This window comes from Stappia stellulata DSM 5886, from assembly GCF_000423705.1.
Taxonomy (GTDB): Bacteria; Pseudomonadota; Alphaproteobacteria; order Rhizobiales; family Stappiaceae; genus Stappia; species Stappia stellulata.
Window position 1 is genome coordinate 359,234 of record NZ_AUIM01000010.1, and the last position, 14,420, is coordinate 373,653.

Annotated in this window: 16 protein-coding genes; 7 read left to right on the forward strand and 9 right to left on the reverse strand. The window is 66.6% G+C overall.

Going from position 1 to position 14,420, the window contains the following annotated elements:
* Positions 1–3: 3 nt before the first annotated feature.
* A complete protein-coding gene (locus G572_RS0106850; protein WP_208979051.1) occupies positions 4–1,644 on the reverse strand; it encodes a proton-conducting transporter transmembrane domain-containing protein in 1,641 nt (546 codons plus the stop codon).
* Between the two features lie 102 nt (positions 1,645–1,746).
* On the opposite strand from G572_RS0106850, the gene G572_RS22900 reads away from it, so the two are divergent.
* The 5 genes from G572_RS22900 to modC all read left to right on the forward strand — a co-directional run bounded on the left by G572_RS22900 (position 1,747) and on the right by modC (position 5,827).
* A complete protein-coding gene (locus tag G572_RS22900; RefSeq protein ID WP_084649927.1) occupies positions 1,747–2,697 on the forward strand; it encodes a LysR family transcriptional regulator in 951 nt (316 codons plus the stop codon).
* A 42-nt stretch (positions 2,698–2,739) separates the two neighbouring features.
* A complete protein-coding gene (locus G572_RS0106860; RefSeq protein WP_029057835.1) occupies positions 2,740–3,120 on the forward strand; it encodes a winged helix-turn-helix domain-containing protein in 381 nt (126 codons plus the stop codon).
* Between the two features lie 72 nt (positions 3,121–3,192).
* Positions 3,193–3,978, forward strand: a complete 786-nt coding sequence (gene modA / locus G572_RS0106865) for a molybdate ABC transporter substrate-binding protein (protein ID WP_029057836.1) — start codon at positions 3,193–3,195, stop codon at positions 3,976–3,978.
* Between the two features lie 29 nt (positions 3,979–4,007).
* A complete protein-coding gene (gene modB / locus G572_RS0106870) occupies positions 4,008–4,703 on the forward strand; it encodes a molybdate ABC transporter permease subunit (RefSeq protein ID WP_029057837.1) in 696 nt (231 codons plus the stop codon).
* The gene (modC, locus tag G572_RS0106875; protein ID WP_029057838.1) at positions 4,700–5,827 is read left to right on the forward strand and encodes a molybdenum ABC transporter ATP-binding protein; all 1,128 of its coding nucleotides are present in this window, start codon (positions 4,700–4,702) and stop codon (positions 5,825–5,827) included. Before modB ends, modC begins: the two co-directional genes overlap by 4 nt.
* On the opposite strand, the gene G572_RS0106880 is transcribed toward modC, so the two are convergent.
* Complete coding sequence (locus G572_RS0106880) at positions 5,824–7,008, reverse strand: cation:proton antiporter (protein ID WP_029057839.1); 1,185 nt, start codon at positions 7,006–7,008, stop codon at positions 5,824–5,826. The two genes, modC and G572_RS0106880, sit on opposite strands and share 4 nt — an antisense overlap.
* Positions 7,009–7,268: 260 nt before the next feature.
* On the opposite strand from G572_RS0106880, the gene G572_RS0106885 reads away from it, so the two are divergent.
* Positions 7,269–7,697: an Hsp20 family protein gene (locus G572_RS0106885; protein WP_029057840.1), complete on the forward strand. Its 429-nt coding sequence runs from the start codon at positions 7,269–7,271 to the stop codon at positions 7,695–7,697.
* Positions 7,698–7,807: 110 nt separating this feature from the next.
* Positions 7,808–8,056 carry a BQ00720 family protein gene (locus tag G572_RS0106890; protein WP_029057841.1) on the forward strand — a complete coding sequence of 83 codons (249 nt, stop codon included), beginning with the start codon at positions 7,808–7,810 and terminating at the stop codon, positions 8,054–8,056.
* Positions 8,057–8,150: 94 nt separating this feature from the next.
* Here the strand turns inward: G572_RS0106890 and ptsN are convergent, their stop codons facing one another.
* From ptsN to G572_RS0106925, 7 genes are all read right to left on the reverse strand, one after another.
* Positions 8,151–8,615 (reverse strand): PTS IIA-like nitrogen regulatory protein PtsN, encoded by a 465-nt coding sequence (ptsN, locus tag G572_RS0106895; protein ID WP_029057842.1) that lies wholly within the window; start codon positions 8,613–8,615, stop codon positions 8,151–8,153.
* Positions 8,616–8,694: 79 nt separating this feature from the next.
* Complete coding sequence (hpf, locus tag G572_RS0106900; protein ID WP_029057843.1) at positions 8,695–9,270, reverse strand: ribosome hibernation-promoting factor, HPF/YfiA family; 576 nt, start codon at positions 9,268–9,270, stop codon at positions 8,695–8,697.
* A 427-nt stretch (positions 9,271–9,697) separates the two neighbouring features.
* A complete protein-coding gene (gene rpoN / locus G572_RS0106905; protein WP_029057844.1) occupies positions 9,698–11,254 on the reverse strand; it encodes an RNA polymerase factor sigma-54 in 1,557 nt (518 codons plus the stop codon).
* A 116-nt stretch (positions 11,255–11,370) separates the two neighbouring features.
* The gene (gene lptB / locus G572_RS0106910; protein ID WP_029057845.1) at positions 11,371–12,171 is read right to left on the reverse strand and encodes an LPS export ABC transporter ATP-binding protein; all 801 of its coding nucleotides are present in this window, start codon (positions 12,169–12,171) and stop codon (positions 11,371–11,373) included.
* Between the two features lie 148 nt (positions 12,172–12,319).
* Positions 12,320–12,877 (reverse strand): lipopolysaccharide transport periplasmic protein LptA, encoded by a 558-nt coding sequence (lptA, locus tag G572_RS22905; protein WP_037546001.1) that lies wholly within the window; start codon positions 12,875–12,877, stop codon positions 12,320–12,322.
* Complete coding sequence (gene lptC / locus G572_RS22910; protein WP_208979052.1) at positions 12,874–13,596, reverse strand: LPS export ABC transporter periplasmic protein LptC; 723 nt, start codon at positions 13,594–13,596, stop codon at positions 12,874–12,876. The genes lptA and lptC overlap by 4 nt, the downstream gene beginning before the upstream one ends.
* Before the next feature lie 124 nt (positions 13,597–13,720).
* Positions 13,721–14,356 (reverse strand): ribonuclease D, encoded by a 636-nt coding sequence (locus G572_RS0106925; RefSeq protein ID WP_029057846.1) that lies wholly within the window; start codon positions 14,354–14,356, stop codon positions 13,721–13,723.
* Positions 14,357–14,420: the final 64 nt, after the last annotated feature.

Sequence of the window (14,420 nt, forward strand, 5' to 3'; positions counted from 1 at the left end):
TCCTCATGCTTTGCTGTGGCCGGGGGCGGTGTAGGCGCCGGCGAGACGGTTGAAGAGCGTGTTGACGTAAAGGCCGTTGGCGAGATGAACACGCGCGGCGCGCCAGGACGGCGAGGCGGCGCGCGCCGGCTCAACCATCTGGAACAGCGTCACGACACCGAAGGAGACGACCGCCAGCAGCATGACGGCGATCCCGGCGGCATCCGCAGCCGGCGGCGGCGGCAGCACCCCGGCATAGAGCGTTTGCGCCAGGGCATGCAGCGCGAGATAGGCGAGCGTGACCGCAGCGGAGACCGCAAGCAGCCGGCCGAGCGGCAGCGGCGGCGTGGCCGCCGTGTCGCCCGTCGCAGCCTCCGCATCTTGCGGGCCGGCGTGAACCAGCATCAGGGTGAGGCCGAAGACCAGGATCGCGCCCAGCGCGATCGCCTGGGGCGAGGCGGCAGCAGTGCCGGCGGCGGTGTCGGCAAAAAGCCCCAAGAGGAGCGCCGAGAAGGCGAGCGAGAGCGCGACGGCGACGGTGAGCGCAAGCCCACCGGCAAGAGCGATCCGGCCCGGCGCGGGCGAGAGCCTGGCCAGCGCCCGGGTCTCGCCGACCGTCTCGGCGGCGCTGCCGGCGGAGAGGAAGGCATGGGCCTTGTAGAGCGAATGGGCGACCAGATGCAGGGTGGCAAGCGCGAAGAGGCCGAGGCCGCATTGCAGCAGCATGAAACCCATCTGCGCAACCGTGGACCAGGCCAGCGACACCTTGACGCTGGTCTGGGTCAGCATCACCACGGCGCCGAAGAGCGCGGTAAAGCCACCGACAATCGCAAGCAGATGCAGCGACGGCGTGAAGAGCATCAGGACATCGGCGAAGCGGATCGCCAGGAACCCGCCGGCATTGATGATGCCGGCATGCAGCAGCGCGGAGACCGGGGTCGGCGTGTCCATCACCTCCGGCAGCCAGCCGTGGGTGGGGAAAGCCGCCGACTTGACCAGGGCGGCAAGCGCGATCAGCACCGCCGCGACCCCGACCCCGGCGGGCGCGGCCTCCATCCGTGCGGCCTCGCCAAGGATCGTCGCGATGTCGGTGGTGGCGAAGGCCAGCGTCAGCGGCACCAGCGCGCCGATCAGAAGCAGGTCGCCAAGCCGGGCGGCGATGAACTTCTTGCGCGCCGCGATCACCGCCCGCCGCCTGTCCGCGTAGAAGACGAGAAGGCCATGGAGCGCGAGGCTGGTCGCGATCCAGGCGAAGGCCAATTGCACGGTGTTGCCGCTGGTCACCAGCAGCATCACGGCGGCGAGCGTCAGGCAGAGCCTGCCCATGAAGACCCCCTGCCGGGCATCGCCGTCGAGATAGGTGGTGCTGAAGCGGATCACCACCGCCCCCACTGTCGCGACAAGCGCCAGCATGGTGACGCTGAGGGCGTCGAGCCGCACCGACAGGCCGATCCCGCCCGCGCCGACCAGCGGCGAGGTGAGCGGCCCCAAGATCACGAGCACAACGGCACAGGCAAGGGCTGCGGCAAGCGCGACAAGGGATGCGATGCCGGCGAATGCAAGCGCGCGGCGCGGGCGCATGCCCGGATCCTTGCGTGCGACATAGGCGGCACCCAGCAGGGCGGCAGGTGCGAGAAAGGGAAGAAAAGCAACCATCGGGGTCATGTGAGCCTCCAGAACGATCCGTCCGGCAGGGGATAGCAGAGGCAAAACGATCTATTAAATTCATTGTCTGGATGTTATCGTTCCAAAAAAAGGAACGACTGAATGGCCGCGCTGAACTACAATCACCTGCGCTATTTCTGGGCCGTGGCGCATGAGGGCAACCTGACCCGCACCGCCGAGCGGCTGAATGTGTCGCAATCGGCGCTGTCGACGCAGATCCAGAAGCTTGAGGCACAGGTCGGTCATGCGCTCTTCCTGCGGCGCGGCAAGCAATTGCATCTTACCGAGGCGGGGCGGATCGCGCTCGACCATGCGGATGCGATCTTCGCAGCCGGCGCGGAGCTGGTGGCGACCCTGACCGGAAGCGGCGCGCCGGCGCGTCAGGTCATTCGCGTCGGCGCGCTGTCGACGCTCTCGCGCAACTTTCAGGTCGCTTTTCTGAAGCCGCTTTTGTCGCGCCAGGACGTCGAGGTGGTGCTGCGCTCGGCAAGCCTCGGCGAATTGATCGCGGCACTCGAAGCCCTGCGCCTCGACGTGATCCTCGTCAACCAGCCTCCGGCACGCGACGCGGCCACGCCCTGGATTGCGCACCGGCTCGCCGAACAGCCGGTCAGCCTGGTGGGCACACCGCATCGCACCGAACCACATGCCGGCGACCTCATGCGGTTGATTTCCGACAACCCGCTGATCCTGCCGCCGCTGGAAAGCAGCGTGCGCACGGGCTTCGACGCTCTGGTCGACCGCCTCGGCCTGCGCCCGAGGATCGCGGCGGAAGTCGACGACATGGCGATGATGCGCCTTCTTGCGCGCGAGGACATGGGGCTTGCGGTCGTCCCGCCAATTGTTGTTCAGGACGAACTGGCAAGCGGCCGGCTGCGCGAGGCGGCGAGGCTTCCCGCCCTTGGCGAGACCTTTTACGCGGTAACGCAGGCACGCCGCTTCCCCAATCCCCTGGTCGCGGAGCTGCTTCGGGAGGTGGAAGGCGACACGGACGCGACCGCAGGGCGGACACGTCCGGAAGGAGACGGCGTGGCGGATACACCCCCACACTGATCGCCGTTTCCGCTTTTTCCGACCCTGCATTAGGTTCATCGCATGACACAGGACACCTCCCCCGCCCGCGTCCGGTTGCGGCTTGTCTTCAGCCCGGACTTCGCGCTCGGCCCCGGCAAGGCGGACCTGCTGGAAGGCATTGCCGAGACCGGCTCGATCGCGGCGGCCGGCCGACGCATGGGCATGAGCTACAAGCGCGCCTGGTCGCTTGTGGAAAGCCTCAACACCGCCTTTGCCGCCCCGCTCGTGACGCGCAGCCGGGGCGGAGCGAAAGGCGGCGGAGCCTCGCTGACGCAAACGGGTGAGCAGGTCCTGTCCCACTATCGTTCTGCCGAACGCGTGGCGGCCGATGCCGCAAGAGACGATGTCGGGATCCTGCGCGACCTGTTCCGGACCGAGGCTCGGGATGGCAAAGCCGATTGACAGGCATTGCCGCCGGGGGCGATATGTTTCATCAGACATATCGCCTCGCTGCCGCTCCGGAGTTCGTTTCCCATGCCGTCACGCCTGCCTCTCGCGGTCCGATGCCTCTGCCTCGCTCTCGCACTTGCGCTTGCATCCGCGACCGCGCGCCCGGCAAACGCGGAGGCGCTCACGGTCTTTGCCGCAGCAAGCCTGAAGACCGCGCTCGACGATGTGGCCGGGCTCTGGCGGCGCGAGACGGGTACGGAGATCGCGGTTTCCTATGCCGGGAGTTCCGCGCTGGCCCGCCAGATCGAGGCCGGCGCGCCGGCGGATCTCTTCATCTCCGCCAATCCCGGCTGGATGGACCGGCTGGAAGCAGACGGGTTTTTGCGTGCGGAAAGCCGTCGCGATCTTCTCACCAATTCCATCGTCCTGATCGCCCACGGGCGCGACGCCACCCCGCTCGCCCTGTCGCCGGACCTCGACCTTTCCGGCCTCATCGGCGATGGCCGCCTCGCCATGGCGCTGGTCGACGCGGTTCCGGCCGGGATCTACGGCAAGGCGGCGCTGGAGACGCTGGAGCTGTGGGAGCAGGTCGCGCCGAAAGTGGCGCAGGCCGACAATGTGCGCGCCGCGCTTGCGCTCGTCGCCATCGGCGAAGCCCCCTTCGGCATCGTCTATGCGACCGATGCATTGGCCGAAACGCGCGTGAGCGTCGCCGCGCGCTTTCCAGCCGACACGCATCCGCCGATCCTTTATCCTGCGGCCGTGACGGCCGACAGCGACGCACCGGATGCCCTCCCGTTTCTGGCGTTTCTGGAGAGCGCCGGCGCGCGTGCAATCTTCGAACGGCACGGATTTTCGCCCGCGCCCTGACCCTGCAACCCCGGGGAGACGAGACCCGCATGCCGTTCCTTTCCGCAGACGAATGGACCGCCGTCGCGCTTTCGCTCCAGGTCTCCGTCTGGGCGACGCTGGCAAGCCTGCCCGTCGGCATTCTCGTCGCGCTGGCGCTGGCACGCGGCGATTTTCCGGGAAAACAGATCCTCAACGGACTGGTTCATCTGCCGCTGATCCTGCCGCCGGTGGTGACGGGCTACATCCTGCTTGTCACCTTCGGCCGGCGCGGCCCCGTCGGCGGCTTTCTGGAAGAGCAGCTTGGCATCGTGCTGGCGTTCCGCTGGACCGGGGCGGCGCTCGCGGCCGCGATCATGGCGTTTCCGCTGATGGTGCGCGCCATACGGCTGGCGATCGAGGCGGTCGATCCGAAGCTCGAGCAGGCCGCCGGCACGCTCGGCGCGTCGCGCCTGCTGGTTTTTGTCACGGTCACCCTGCCGCTGATCCTGCCCGGCATCATTGCAGGGGCCGTGCTCGCCTTCGCGAAAGCCATGGGCGAATTCGGCGCAACGATCACCTTCGTCTCCAACATTCCCGGCCAGACGCAAACCCTGCCGACGGCGATCTACGCCTTCCTGCAGGTGCCCGGCGGCGAGGCCTCGGCGCTGCGGCTGGTGCTGATTTCCGTGGCCGTTGCCATGAGCGCGCTGATCGTCTCGGAAGGCGTCGCCCGCCTCGTCGCCAGACGGATCCGCGGGTCATGAGCCTCTCCCTCGCCGTCACCCACGGGTTTCCGGGCTTTTCGCTCGATGTCGCCTTCGACGCGCCGCCCGGCGTCACCGCGCTCTTCGGCCGGTCGGGCTCGGGCAAGACCACGCTGGTCAATGCGGTCGCCGGCCTGATCCGGCCCGATACGGCGCGCATCGCGGTCAACGGCACCGTTCTGCACGACAGCGCCGCCGGCGTGTGGGTGCCGCCGCACAAGCGCCGCATCGGCTACGTCTTTCAGGAAGGCCGGCTGTTTCCCCATCTCAACGTGGCGGGCAACCTCGCCTATGGCGGCTGGTTCGCGCCGCGCGGCGCGGTCAAGGGCGCGGAAACCCGGCGCGTTGTCGAAATGCTGGGGCTTGGTGCGTTGCTCGACCGCCGCCCCGCGACGCTGTCGGGCGGGGAAAAACAGCGCGTTGCAATCGGCCGGGCGCTGTTGAGCGCGCCGCGCCTGCTGTTGATGGACGAGCCGCTCGCCGCCCTCGACGACGCCCGCAAGGCGGAGATCCTGCCCTATCTGGAACGGCTGCGCGACGAGACCGACATTCCGGTTCTCTATGTCAGCCATTCTGTCACCGAAGTGGCGAGGCTTGCGACCACCGTGGTCTCGCTCAGCGACGGGCGCACCACCCGCGTCGGCAGTCCGGCGGAGGTTCTTGCCGATCCGCGGGCGGTGCCGACGCTTGGCATTCGCGATGCCGGCGCCATGGTCTCCGCCGTCATCCTTCGCCACGCGGACGACGGCCTGAGCGAGCTGGACGGACCCGGCGGCACGCTGCTGTTGCCGCGCATCGCCGCGCCGGAAGGCACAAGCATACGCGTGCGCATCCACGCCCATGACGTGATCCTGGCACGCGAGGCGCCGACCGGCATCTCCGCCTTGAACGTATTGAAGGTGACGGTCGCGGCGGTGCGCGCCGGCGAGGGCCCCGGCATGGTGGTGCAACTTGACGCGGGCGGAGAGCGGCTTCTGGCGCGCATCACCCGACGCTCGGCGAAGGCGCTCGACATCGCGCCGGGACTTGCGTGTTATGCCATCCTCAAGTCCGTGGCCGTGGCGCCGGAGGATATCTGGATCGCCGGGGGCGAGGACGCCCGCCCGCAGGCGGACACCCGCTAGCCCCGCTCCTCCGGCGGTGCCGCGCCGGCCTCGCCGAGGCGGGTGAGGACGAAGGCCGTGACCAGCGGGCCGAAGAGCTCGAAGACCACCGTTGTCGCCACCGTCACGGTGATGATCGCGTCGGCATGCGCGGGAAGGGCGCTGGCGCCGACGAGCGCCATGCCGAGCGCGACGCCGGCCTGCGGCAGCAGAGACAGGCCGAAGAGCCGCGCCTGCGCCGAGGTCAGACCGCCGAGCCGCCCGCCGAGCCAGCCGCCGGCGAAGCGGCCCGCGACACGAAACAGGATGAAGGCGAGCCCCAGCGGACCGGCGACCACCACGGCCGCGAGATCGACCGACGCACCGGCCAGCACGAAGAACAGGATCAGGAACGGCCAGCTGACATATTCGATCTCGTGAAAGGGCCGGTCGTGATGCTTGGCGAGATTGACGATGACGACGCCGGCGGTCATGCCGGCGAGCAACGCGGAGACATCGAGCCACATCGACACGCCGGCGCAGACCAGAACAAGGCCGAGCGCCTCGGCCAGCGTCGGCTCGCCGGGCTGGATCCGCCCCGTGAGCAGCGATGCCGGGAGCCCGATGACAAGCCCGACGGCAATCGCCCCGCCGACATCCGCGATCCCCTCGCCCAGCGCGACGAGAACGCCCTCCGACCCGATACCCACAAGGCCGAGCACGACGGAAAAGACGATCACGCCCCAGGCATCGTCGATGGCGACCACGCCGAGGAGCACACGCGTGACCGGCCCGTCGGCACGCGCGGAGCGCACGACATCGCGCGTCGCGGCCGGATCGGTGGCGAGCGCGATCCCGGCAAGCAGCAGCGAAAGGGCGATTGGAACGCCGAAGAGCGACAGTCCCAGTGTCATCACCGCGAAAGATGCGGCGATAACGGCGAGCGACACCGCCAGGATGGCGCGGCCATGCGCCTTCAACCGCGGGCGCGAGAGTTCCCCGCCAAGCAGGAAGGCGATCATTGTCAGCGTGAGGGTGGCGGTGGGGTCACGCCAGCCGTTGGCGGCCACGGGCAGCAGATCCAGGACCGACGGTCCGACCAGGATACCGAAGAGAACCAGAAGCGTGATGCGCGGCAGCCGTGTCATCCGGCCGATGGCATCCAGTCCGATGCCTGCCAGCACGAGCAGTCCGAAGGTCAGGAAGAGGAGGCTGGTGTCCACAACTGGCGGCCGATCATTGGAGGGTCGCTGCATCCTACCGGCATGCTGGGCGCGATCAAGCCATGTCGGCCATGCGCGGGGCCCGCGCGCGGCATTTCTTGAAACGCGCGACCCAACCCGCCATATATAGGCATGAAAGGGGCATGGCGCCCCGGCCGGATGCCACAACCGGGTCCGGTTTGCTTGAACGTCCCGACGCGTCACAACCCGGCGTGCGGGTCGGATCGCAACAGGCCGCTTTGAAAAAGGGCTTCATGAACATGACGCGCATGTCTGCGTTTTCCAGTCCGCTTCTGCTTGGCTTCGAGGACATCGAACGGGTTCTCGACAGGGTCAGCAAGGGTGCCAATGACGGCTACCCGCCTTACAACATCGAGCGCCTGCCGAAGGACGGACAACACGGCGAGATCATCCGCATCACGCTTGCGGTGGCCGGCTTCACCCGCGACCAGCTCGACGTCAGCGTCGAGGAAAGCCAGCTGGTGATCCGGGGTCGCCAGGAAGACGACAAGACCCGCCAGTTCCTGCATCGCGGGATCGCGGCGCGTCAGTTCCAGCGTGCCTTCGTGCTCGCCGAAGGAATCGAAATCCTCGGCGCGGACCTCAAGGACGGACTGCTCTCGATCGACCTCGCCCGCCCGGAACCCGAACGTATCGTGCGCCGCATCGAAATCGACGCCCGAGACTGACGACGCATCCGCATGTGGTCTCGCCCGTGCCCTCGCCGGTGCGGATCGCGGCCGTGCGGCCAGGGACCGGCGGCCCTCACCGGCCGGCCACTTTGGTAAGGAGCTTCGCGATGAGCGATCAAACGCATATGCAGCCTGGAGAGTTCAAGGCCCTTGGCGCCGGCCAGATCGCCTACGTCAAGGCCATGACCTCCGATGACCTTTCGAACCTGTTTCCGGATGCCCCCAGCATGGAACCGGGACTGAAACTCTGGGTTTTGCTCAACGCAGACGGAACGCCCATCATGCTGAGCGACAGCAAGGAAGTGGCGCTTGCCAATGCGGCCGAGCATGAACTTCATACGGTCGCGCTTCACTGAACGCCGGCGCAGCCGTTCTCGATACGCCCAAATGAAAAAGCGCCTGCCGGCAACGGCGGGCGCTTTTTTCATGTCCGTTGAAAAGGAAAAGCGGTCAGGCCGCGTTGGAGGCCACCTGCTGGGTCAGAAGCGTATAGAGCGCGGATGCATCGTCGCTTGCCCTGAGCTTTGCCACGGTACCGGGATCGCGCATGCGCCGGGCAATGCGGGCCAGGGCCTTGAGATGATCGGCACCGGCGCCCTCGGGCGCCAGAAGCACGAACACAAGATCGACCGGCTGGTCGTCGAGCGCATCGAAATCGATCGGCTTGTCGAGACGCGCGAACAGGCCGACGAGGCGATCCAGCGCGACCAGCTTGCCGTGCGGAATGGCAATGCCGTTGCCGACGCCGGTCGACCCGAGACGCTCGCGCTGAAGCAGCGTGTCGAAGATGTCGCGTTCGGGCAGCCCGGTAACGGCCGCAGCCTTGGCCGCAAGCTCCTGCAGAGCCTGTTTCTTACTGTTGGCCTTGAGACTGGGAACAACCGCTCGCGGCGAAATGAGATCGCTAAGATCCATGATTCGACCCGTGGGTTTGAGCATAGGGACGTGGCACGGGGTTTCGCGCGCACCTGCGCGCGAAACCGCCTGGCGCCACCTATTTCGGGGCGTTTTCCGGGTCAACCCACCCGTAATTTCCGTCCGCGCGCCGATAGACGACATTCACGGTGCCGTTGCCGGCGTTGCGAAACACCACCACAGGTGCCTCAGACAGGTCAAGCTGCATCACGGCCATGCCGACCGTCATCGTCTTCACCTTGGCAGAGGTCTCGGCGACGACCAGCGGCGTGAAATCGGCCGGAACCTCGTCTTCTTCCTCGTAGGACGCCAGCACATAGGACGTCGCCTCGAGGCTCTCGCGGCCGTTGGCCGCATGGGCGTGGTGATCCTTCAGCTTGCGCTTGTAGCGACGCAAGCGCTTCTCGATGCGCTCGGCCGCGGCATCGAAACTCTGACGCGGATCCTGGCTGTCGGCGGAGACCTGAAGGTCGATGCCGGTATCGAGATGCAGCAAACACTCCGACCGGAACCCGGGGCCTTCGCGACCGACGGTCACGTGCCCGGTATAGCCGCCATCGAAATACTTCGACACGGCCTCATCGACACGGTCCTCGATATGCGTCCTGAGCGCATCGCCGACGTCGACATTCTTTCCGGATACCCGCAGTGTCATGGGAACCTCTTCTTGTTCTGGACAATTCTGATCTGACGCCGACCTTTCCGGCATCGCGCATCCGAAACACTCGTGTTCCGGCATGGGCCCGTTCACCGCATGCGCCGGACGTGCCACGCCCGGCCTTGCGCCGGCCGCACGCCCTGAGGGCGGCTCTATAAGCGCCCGGCTTTGCGAAGTCAAATGAGGCGGAAACCGGTGCATCGACCGGCGGGACTGGATTTCTGGAAGCGCCTGTTCGCGCAGCACCTTCATGATCGCCCACCTGAGCGCGGCACTGCCACGCCGTTGTCCGGATCCGCATTGCTTCCAGTCTAGCGGGTTCACGATCGCCGCGCCATCATGCAAAACCCGCAGGCCCGTCATCGGGTTCGGTTCGCTCCGCCGCACATCCCGTCCCTTTCGACGCTGCGCGGCCGGCCCGGCACTACGGCGTTCTGGCCCGCTTTTCGCGCCGACGCTGCACCGAGGACGGAATACGCAGGGATTCCCGGTACTTTGCAACCGTTCTTCGGGCGATGTCGACACCATCTCCCTGCAGCACCTTGACGATGGTATCGTCGGACAGAACCGCATCGGGCGCCTCCGCATCGATCAGGGCCCGGATCCTGTGGCGCACCGCCTCGGCCGAATGGGCGTCGCCGCCGCCGCTGGCGGGAATCGAGGCGGAAAAGAAGTACTTCAGCTCGAAGATGCCGCGCGGCGTCGCCATGTATTTGTTCGAGGTTACCCGACTCACGGTCGATTCATGCATCGAGATCGCATCGGCGATGGTGCGCAGGTTCAGCGGCCGCAAATGCTCCACCCCCTTCGTCAGGAACGCATCCTGCTGGCGCACGATCTCGCTGGACACCTTGAGGATCGTGCGCGCACGCTGGTCGAGGCTCTTGGCCAGCCAGTTGGCGGTCTGAAGGCAGTCGCTCAGGAAGGTCTTCTCCTCCTCGGCACGCGCCTGGCGGCTGACGGTTGCATAGTAGGTCTGGTTCACCAGAACCCGGGGCAGCGTGTCACTGTTGAGCTCCACCGACCAGCCGCCGTCGCGGGCCGGCCGCACCTGGACATCCGGCACGACAGGCTGGATCAGCGTCGCGCCAAAAGCACTGCCGGGCTTGGGATCGAGCGCACGAAGCTCGGCGATCATCTCGGCGAGATCCTCGTCGTCCACCGCACAGGCAGCGCGCAGGCCCGCATAGTCGTGGCGCGCCAGGAGGTCGATGTTCTCGATCAGCCGGGCCATCGCCGGGTCGTAGCGGTTCCTGTCGATCAGCTGCAGCTTGAGGCATTCGGCAAGCGAGGTGGCGAAGACACCCGAGGGTTCGAGTTTTTGAAGCGCCGCCAGAATCCCGTCCAGGCGGGCGCGCTCGATGCCCATCTGCGCCGCCGTGTCGTCGAGTTCGAGGCGCAGGTATCCGGCCTCGTCGAGATTGTCGATCAGCGTGCGCGCGATCAGCCGGTCGACCGTGTCGGTGAGAACGAGCACCATCTGGTCCGCCAGATGCTGCTGCAGCGTCATCTCCGAGGCGACAAAGGCCTCCAGGTTATAGTCCTCACCGCCGCCGCCCGAGCCGCGCGAGGCTCCGAGGCCGCCCTGAAAGGGATCGCGCTGCAAGGCCTCGCCCGCCGCGCCGCCGTTTTCCTGGGCCGTGCGCGTGCCGGGATCGTCGGGGTAGACATTGGCAAGATCGGTGTCGAGACGCCCGGCGATCTCCTGGGCGCTGTCGGAGAGTTCCGAGCGGATCCATTCGCCATCGGACTCGCCCCCTGCCTCCGTGGTGGCGGGATCACCGGCGCCCGGTTCGGCCGGATCGCCAGGCTGCCCCTCTCCCTCGACGCGTTCCAGCAGGGGATTTCGCTCCATCTCGGCCTCGACATAGCTCGTCAGGTCGAGACTCGACATCTGCAAAAGCTTGATCGCCTGCATCAGCTGCGGCGTCATGATCAGGGACTGACCCTGACGGATTTCAAGCTTCGGCGACAGGGCCATTCAGATCCCCGGTATCCGTTACAGGAACAACACCCTGCCAGGGCAGGGCCGGGACCGGAAGCGTCGGCTTCCCGGTTGGTCCGCTTCTTGCTTTGTAACTTATTGAGGGAGTCGCATCAAAGCGTAAACTGCTCACCGAGGTAGAGCCGGCGCACATCGGGATTGGCGACGATCTCGTAGGGCGAGCCTTCGGTCAGCACTTCGCCGGCGGCAATGATGTAGGCGCGGTCGATCAGGCCGAGCGTTTCGCGCACATTGTGGTCGGTGATCAGGACGCCGATGCCGCGCTGGGTCAGATGGCGGACCAGCTGCTGGATGTCGCCGACGGCAATCGGGTCGATGCCGGCGAAAGGCTCGTCGAGCAGCATGAAGGTCGGCCGGCTGGCCAGCGCCCGGGCGATTTCCACCCGGCGCCGCTCTCCCCCCGACAAGGCGATGGCTGGCGACTTGCGCAGGTGGGTCACACCGAATTCATCGAGGAGCTCTTCCAGATCCTCCGCCCGCTGCCGACGGTCGGGCTCGACCACCTCCAGCACGGCGCGAATGTTGTCCTCCACCGACAGGCCGCGGAAGATCGAGGCTTCCTGGGGAAGGTAGCCGATACCGAGCCGGGCCCGCCGATACATCGGCAATCGCGTGATGTCGAAGCCATCGAGGCGGATCGTGCCGTGATCGGGCTGGACCAGCCCCGTGATCATGTAAAAGCATGTCGTCTTGCCGGCACCATTGGGCCCGAGCAGGCCCACGGCCTCGCCGCGCTGCACGGTGAGGCCGACATGGCGCACCACCTGGCGGCGCTTGTAGCTCTTGCCGATGCCGTCGACCACGAGCAGGCCGTCCTCGGCGCCGGGCGCATGCCCGCTGTCCGCGGAGGGGGCGGCGGCCGAAGGAGAATTGAAGAAGGAGAAGAGCTTCACGACATACCCATTGCGCGCAGATGAAAGGCGACACGGACCGACATGCGCCACCGCGCCCCGCAATCGATGCGCCCGCAAGCGCGATTGCGCGGCCGACAGCCCCCGCCCGTCAGAAATACGCAGCGGCAGGGTCGCTGTCGAGACTTGATCAGTTCCGCGGCGCGGTGTTGTTGATGCTGTTGGGCTGGATCAGCACCCGGACGCGGCCGTTCTTGGGCGCCTCGAGGTCTGCCTGGCCGGTCTTGAGATTGACCGTCAGCCGGTTGCCCGTGACGACATTCGGCCCCTGGGACAGCACGACCTCCTGGCCGGTCATCACCATCATCTGCCGGTTCATGTCGAAGGACGCGTTCTGGCCGGTCGCCTTCTGGTCCTGCGAGGCGATCAGCACGCGCCCGCTCGCCTCCAGCCGGGCGATGCGCTGGTTGACGCCGCCGGCCGCCGACCCGTCGTAATAGACGACGAGGCGCTGCGTCTTGAGGACTGCCTCGCCCTGCGTGACCACGACATCCCCGCTGAAAACGGCGCTCTGGCTCTTGTCTTGAACCTGGAGTTCCTTCGCCTCGATCTGGATCGGCTCGCGGTCGTTGGAGCCGAAGCCGGCGAAGGCATCGGAAAAGGTCTGCGCCGCGGCTGGATGAACCGCGCCCAGCAAAAGGGCCACAAAGACGACCGCAAGGCGGTGCACGGGCCGAAGGTCTGTCATTGTCTCGTCTCCGGTTGAGGCGGCTGGATGGTCATCTGAATTCCCTGCGTGAAGGTCAGGGTCCCATTGTCCTGGTCGAACTGCATGCGCCCGGCACGCAGGGCGCCGAAGGAAGACGTCAGCTCGACCGGATCATCGCTGCGAATTGTGCCCGTTTTAAGCGCGATCTGCAGGGTTCCGAAGGCCGCCGTTTCCCCGTCGTTGGTGACGACATCGATCCCGTCCGCCAAGAAAAGCGTTTCTTCCGCACTGTTGTAGGTGCCGCGCGCCGCGACGATGTCGAGGCTTTGGTCGGCGGAAATCCGAAGTTCGGCCGTGATCGTCTCGAGATCGATGATGCGCGGATCGCTGATGCGCTGGATGGCGCGTTCGGCCGAGACCCGATAAGAGCGCTCGCCGTCGTTTCCCGACAGCTCCGGGCTGTCCATGACAAGTCCGTCGGCGGTAAAGCTGACCGTGCCGAGGCCCAGTCCGCTCAGGTAGTTGCTGATACCGATCATGCCGACGATCACCAGAAGCAACAGCACGCCGCTTGCCGGCACCAGAATGCGCATGATGCGCACACGGCGCGAATGGCGCCGGGAGGAGGCGCGCGCAGCCTCGCGCACGCCGGAAAGGCGCGCGGCCTCCGTCGTCCGGTCCGCGCCGGGATCCTGACCCGTTCCATCCGGGTCCGGTCCGGCTTGCGGATAGCGATGCGAAAAAGCCTCTTGATCCATGCAAGCCCGAATTCGGAACCGCTGCGTTCACTGAGACGCAGCTCTCTCGCACCATATAGGCAATTCAGCCCCGCTTGTCTGCCCATCGCGTCCGTCACGCCGCGCAAACGCGACCCGAGGCGTCCTAGCTATGGGCGAAAATGTCGGTATCGTCCCAGCCGGCAAGGTCGAGACGCGCGCGCGTTGGCAGAAACGCGAAACAGGCTTCCGCCAGTGCCGTGCGGTCCTCGCGAATGAGCCGGTCCTGGAGCTTCTCGCGAAGCGCATGAAGATACAGGACATCGGATGCGGCATAGGCAAGCTGCGCCTCGCTCAGCGTTTCGGCCGCCCAGTCGGAGCTTTGCTGCTGCTTGGAGATCTCCACGCCAAGCATTTCGCGCAGAAGATCCTTCAAGCCGTGACGGTCGGTATAGGTGCGCACCAGCCGCGAGGCGATCTTGGTGCACCACACCGGCGCACAGGAAATGCCCAGCGCGTTTTCCAGAACGGCCACATCGAAACGGGCGAAATGGAAGAGCTTGTGCTTCGAGGGATCGGCGAGAAGACGGGCGAGGTTCGGTGCGCTGCGCTGGCCGGCGGCGATCTGGACCACGTCGGCCGTGCCGTCGCCGGGCGAAAGCTGAACGACGCACAGCCGGTCGCGGTGCGGCTTCAGGCCGAGGGTTTCGGTGTCGATCGCAACCGCGTCCGCAGCCTGATAGGCGGCAAGCTCCGGCGAGGCGAGATCGGGAAGGTCACCGCGATGAAGGCGAATGGTCATGGGGCATCCTCGGTTTCGAACGCCGCCTTGATAAGACCGTTTTCCCTCCGCGTCCATGGCAGCG

What these genes read in the sequence shown, in the direction of transcription:
- G572_RS0106885 (WP_029057840.1), top strand. Translation starts at nt 7,269, where the DNA reads ATGACGCGCATGTCTGCGTTTTCCAGTCCGCTTCTGCTTGGCTTCGAG.
- G572_RS22900 (WP_084649927.1), top strand. Translation starts at nt 1,747, where the DNA reads ATGGCCGCGCTGAACTACAATCACCTGCGCTATTTCTGGGCCGTGGCG.
- rpoN (WP_029057844.1), bottom strand. Translation starts at nt 11,254, where the DNA reads ATGGCCCTGTCGCCGAAGCTTGAAATCCGTCAGGGTCAGTCCCTGATC.
- G572_RS0106850 (WP_208979051.1), bottom strand. Translation starts at nt 1,644, where the DNA reads ATGACCCCGATGGTTGCTTTTCTTCCCTTTCTCGCACCTGCCGCCCTG.
- G572_RS0106890 (WP_029057841.1), top strand. Translation starts at nt 7,808, where the DNA reads ATGAGCGATCAAACGCATATGCAGCCTGGAGAGTTCAAGGCCCTTGGC.
- lptA (WP_037546001.1), bottom strand. Translation starts at nt 12,877, where the DNA reads ATGACAGACCTTCGGCCCGTGCACCGCCTTGCGGTCGTCTTTGTGGCC.
- modC (WP_029057838.1), top strand. Translation starts at nt 4,700, where the DNA reads ATGAGCCTCTCCCTCGCCGTCACCCACGGGTTTCCGGGCTTTTCGCTC.
- hpf (WP_029057843.1), bottom strand. Translation starts at nt 9,270, where the DNA reads ATGACACTGCGGGTATCCGGAAAGAATGTCGACGTCGGCGATGCGCTC.
- modB (WP_029057837.1), top strand. Translation starts at nt 4,008, where the DNA reads ATGCCGTTCCTTTCCGCAGACGAATGGACCGCCGTCGCGCTTTCGCTC.
- ptsN (WP_029057842.1), bottom strand. Translation starts at nt 8,615, where the DNA reads ATGGATCTTAGCGATCTCATTTCGCCGCGAGCGGTTGTTCCCAGTCTC.
- G572_RS0106925 (WP_029057846.1), bottom strand. Translation starts at nt 14,356, where the DNA reads ATGACCATTCGCCTTCATCGCGGTGACCTTCCCGATCTCGCCTCGCCG.
- lptC (WP_208979052.1), bottom strand. Translation starts at nt 13,596, where the DNA reads ATGGATCAAGAGGCTTTTTCGCATCGCTATCCGCAAGCCGGACCGGAC.
- modA (WP_029057836.1), top strand. Translation starts at nt 3,193, where the DNA reads ATGCCGTCACGCCTGCCTCTCGCGGTCCGATGCCTCTGCCTCGCTCTC.
- G572_RS0106860 (WP_029057835.1), top strand. Translation starts at nt 2,740, where the DNA reads ATGACACAGGACACCTCCCCCGCCCGCGTCCGGTTGCGGCTTGTCTTC.